Source organism: Vibrio sp. 1978 (assembly GCF_033344345.1).
In genome coordinates this window covers 1-3,950 of the sequence record NZ_JAWPOP010000058.1, presented here as the reverse complement: position 1 = coordinate 3,950, position 3,950 = coordinate 1, and the positions used below count along the sequence as shown (strand labels likewise).

At 43.0% G+C, this 3,950-nt stretch carries 6 protein-coding genes; 2 read left to right on the top strand and 4 right to left on the bottom strand.

The genetic code is table 11. The features are described from left to right. Positions 1 to 121: 121 nt before the first annotated feature. A complete protein-coding gene (locus R8N49_RS24210) occupies positions 122 to 1,093 on the top strand; it encodes a DUF968 domain-containing protein (RefSeq protein WP_065274641.1) in 972 nt (323 codons plus the stop codon). A 111-nt stretch (positions 1,094 to 1,204) separates the two neighbouring features. Here R8N49_RS24210 and R8N49_RS24205 read toward each other — a convergent pair whose 3' ends face one another. The 4 genes from R8N49_RS24205 to R8N49_RS24190 form a co-directional block, all read right to left on the bottom strand. After that, a complete protein-coding gene (locus R8N49_RS24205; RefSeq protein WP_065274640.1) occupies positions 1,205 to 1,483 on the bottom strand; it encodes a hypothetical protein in 279 nt (92 codons plus the stop codon). Between the two features lie 35 nt (positions 1,484 to 1,518). Beyond that, positions 1,519 to 1,767: a hypothetical protein gene (locus R8N49_RS24200; protein ID WP_318145586.1), complete on the bottom strand. Its 249-nt coding sequence runs from the start codon at positions 1,765 to 1,767 to the stop codon at positions 1,519 to 1,521. Between the two features lie 209 nt (positions 1,768 to 1,976). Next, entirely contained in the window at positions 1,977 to 2,582 is a 606-nt protein-coding gene (locus tag R8N49_RS24195) for a type VI secretion system-associated protein TagO (protein WP_065274638.1), read from the bottom strand. A 196-nt stretch (positions 2,583 to 2,778) separates the two neighbouring features. Continuing rightward, complete coding sequence (locus R8N49_RS24190; RefSeq protein ID WP_318190113.1) at positions 2,779 to 3,153, bottom strand: hypothetical protein; 375 nt, start codon at positions 3,151 to 3,153, stop codon at positions 2,779 to 2,781. Between the two features lie 105 nt (positions 3,154 to 3,258). Here R8N49_RS24190 and R8N49_RS24185 point away from each other — a divergent pair, with 105 nt between their 5' ends. After that, on the top strand, positions 3,259 to 3,948 hold the full coding sequence (locus R8N49_RS24185; RefSeq protein WP_065274636.1) for a hypothetical protein: 690 nt from the start codon (positions 3,259 to 3,261) through the stop codon (positions 3,946 to 3,948). Positions 3,949 to 3,950 lie beyond the last annotated feature (2 nt).

Genomic DNA, 3,950 nt, shown 5'->3' with positions numbered 1-3,950 from the left:
TTCTTGGATGGTTGGCAACTTTCGAAAGGAGCTCGCTTGGAATACGACAAAGCGGTCGAGATGGGTAAGCAGCTGGTTACTAAGCCGTTGCTAGAGTCTAAAGTCGCTTAAGGTAGGGAAGATGCTTAAAGTCAGCTTGGATGTCGTCCCGACACTGAATGCCGCTCTTATTCCGCTAAGCCCAAACAAAGAGGCCATTCAACGTTTGCTGGTGGATGGGAAGATCGGGTTAGTTTCTCCCAATCAACGTCTGGCCACAAAGACCGCTGGAGGGTTGTCTTCGGATGACCTCTCTTTGGTGGCGTTCTTCGCGCATGATGACGTGCAACTGCTTATCGGTAGTACGGCTAAGTACGTTGATTCGATTTCCGAGTGCCAGCTTAAGGATGAAGGCTACTGCAATCACAATCTGAAAACTCGAGTAACCGGCGAGGGAGCGATTCGTTTGTGTTGGCATCACGACAACATGGCCGATGACAGCCACCAGGCGTTTTCGATAGCCCGAAAGAATACGGTTCGCCACGGCCTGATGGCTGTCTCTCGCCAGCTGCATGGTGAAGTAAGGCGTATTACAGATGTTGATTTATGCTGGTGGGCGGTTCGCAATGATGTGTATTCGTTACTTCCACAGTCTGTGCTCGATCGCCAGTTCAAACGAGAAGAGGGTAGCAAGCGAGTGGGTGTACTTGGAAACGTGGATACAGATGCCAGGTATGTATTCGAAGGTCAGCGTGAGCAACTACAACGTTTAGCAAAACCAGTTCTGAAATTAGTCATCGATGACGATCCACCAGCCATGTATTTGAGAAATCCAAAGCCAATCCGGTGGGAGAGTGAAAAGTACCTATCGTTTGTACGTAAGCTACCTTGCCGGGTATGTGGTAAGACTGCAGGTATCGCCCATCACCTAATAGGCCATGGTGAAGGAAAGATGGGTTCCAAAGCTTCGGATTTGTTCACCATTCCGCTGTGTCATGATCACCACCAAGAGCTACACCACGATGTGAACAGCTGGGAACGTCAACACGGCGATCAGCTCTGGCATGTGAAAGAGACGATTAATAGAGCGCTGATGGTTGGCGCTGTGGGGTAGTGCTAATTTTATTAAAACAACTGAAATAGGTTATGCCCTCGGAGCGCTTTGTGCGTGTATTGCAAATATTTGTTAGTACACGCGTAGTGTTATAGCTGTTCTCTAGATGTATCACTTAAACTGATTTTTTGCTTTTTCTAAAGATTTAATTAGCTGGTCAACCTCACTATGGCTTAAACATACTGATACATATTCGATAATGTGCTCGTCAGTAGATACAAGGTTAACCGCTGCTCTTCCATTATTACAATATCTAACACCGCTAATAGCTTGAACGGTTAACCTATCTCCCATTCTATCTTTGAACTGAGCGATGTCCGCTTTCATTTCTACGGCATTTACACCAAAAGCCATTAAGGCTATAAGCCCGAAAAACGCTTTCTTTATCATTTTAACTTCCCTGAATATAAATACATGTACAACATTTATGCGTTGTTTTTACTCACTAAATTTTTGATTTCAGTGATGTTCTTGTTGTGTTTGTAAGTACAGTGATCACCAATAGCTATCGCTAAAATCCAACATATCACTGGACCTATAATTGTCCCTGCACTAAGCACAGCAACTACTAAAAGGACTATTCCGCCGGCTAAAGAAGAATAAAACAGTCCCAATGGACCGAAAAGTAGTGTCAGCAAGAAGGATGTTAGTCTTGATTTTTCGTTTAAATTCATATCAATAACTCTCTATGGGCCGAATTGTATTGCAACTAATAGAATAGGTGAGTGATTGATTATAGAGAAGTTATTTTTTAATAAGTTTGGGTGAACTGTGAATTGGCGCTGCACTTATTCAGGAGTTAATAAGTGTTGATATTCTATCACCAAGATAGAGAATGGCTGCTGATGCAGCCAAACTTAAACTGTTCGGTAGCCAAGCAACGTTACCAACTACAAGTTTTACGCAAAGGAATTAGTGCGTTAGATAAACCCGCAGTATCAAAGATCGCGGTTACAGGGCTTTCATTGTAAGGAGTAGTTTGTGCTATCAGAGTATCTGCTTTTTCCATACTTTTTAGGAAAGAAATTGGTTTTCTATGGAATGTTGCTTGACTGTCGGTAGACAGACTCCACTTTGAAGTTACCGCTTTGTTAGAACCAATGCGCGTAAGTACCGATGCATCTCTACCTAAGTAATCGTTCCAACCAATATACACATCTGTTTTATTGCTTTTGCAACGAGCGATAAAATACACTTTTTTATTCCATTTGCTTTTACCTGATGAGGCATCTAAAACTAATGTAACCGTTTTGGAGTCGTCTATAGGGTTTACTTCTTCAGAGACCATCCACTTTCCGGTGTCTGTTGGCTTAGAACCTGTAGGCTGTGGCTTATCAAGCTTATGCTTATTTGCAAGGGAGTCATAGCAATCCAGACGAGCTAACTCACCTTCTACCGCAGCACAAGAAGCTATTTCTTTTTCCAACTCAGCAGAGAGTACGCTTGTGGGTAGGAGCAATGAAGCCCCCAGCAACACTACTTTTTTCATAATTGTTTCTCGATTATTGAACGACAACTGACGCCTAACACTTATTTGCAGTCTTTAATACAAAAAATCATGCAGGTGCTAATTTTAATATATAAATTTATATCAGCGTCTTAGGCTACATTTTTTGAAGCGAGATTGCATAGTTTAGGTCATCTTTTGATTACGCTGATCACAATTTAGATATTCAAATAGGCACTTATAACCAAATCACGTTGTTCTTGGTGTCTTGGTCTGCATTCTTGTCCAGGTAATGCTTTACCTCCCCATCATAAAGCAGGATAAAGCACTTTCCGTTTAGGTACGTTCCCACCAGATAGTGATATCTGGGAATGGTATAAACAACTTCGTACCCGTCATCATCAGAGCAGAGTGCGGACACATCCATAATCTTCAGTCGTCGTACACCTACAACGTTGCCCACTTCCATATAGCCGCCAAAAGGGATCGTCTTCCAGTCGCCACTGGCCATTAATACCGACACATTATCTTCGGTGCTGTTGTAACCGCATGGGCCATCAGGACCAATTCTGTATATGCGGTGTCCTACCAGGCGTTGAATCGTTTTGTACATTTCAAAAAGGGATTACCATTTAACTGTATATATATACAGTTTATCATTGGTGGTTGAGCTGTCCAATTTGATTGATTCAACATTGTGGTTAGGGGAAATAAGATTATGGGTTTGTGTGTAAACATCGAAAAGTGGCAGATGCCAGCGGCGATCGGTATGGCGACGGAGGCTATTCGCGCTAAGTACAACGAAGGTGCTGGTGGCGGTGGCTTTGGAATGGCTGATATTGAAATGGGCTCTAAACTGGATGCCGGTAAGGTGCTTTCTACTTTGGAGCAAATCAACACCGTACACCCTCACTTATCTGATTGGGCGTTCTTTGCCTATGCTTCGCCACTTTGGAATTCTCAAAGCCTGACTCATCGCTTTATTGAACACCTGCTGAATGATTGGCTCATGGAGTGCTGTTTTACAGGTATTACTCTTCAAGCAAAGGTGGTGAAACGTATCGAAGCTATTCTTCCTTTGGTCGCTGGTGGATTTGCGCTCGAGCAAATGGCAGGTGCTGACGTTCAGTTCGTGGCAGGTGAGGGACACTACAAGCCAGTAGCAAGTCGAACCGCTATCATCAATGCGCTGGTGGAACATGATTGTGTGGCTAATCAGGTTAACTCCGAAACGTACAAGAAAAAACGCAAGCGTTACTATCAATCCAATTTCGATGTTATCCAACCTCACATTGAGTCCATCAGAACGATATTGTTGGGCTATGACTCATTATGTCAAAAACTCTTTAGGATTGGGGTTGAAAAACAGAATCTGTCAAATTACTATGCAAATATCCAGTATGGATAAAT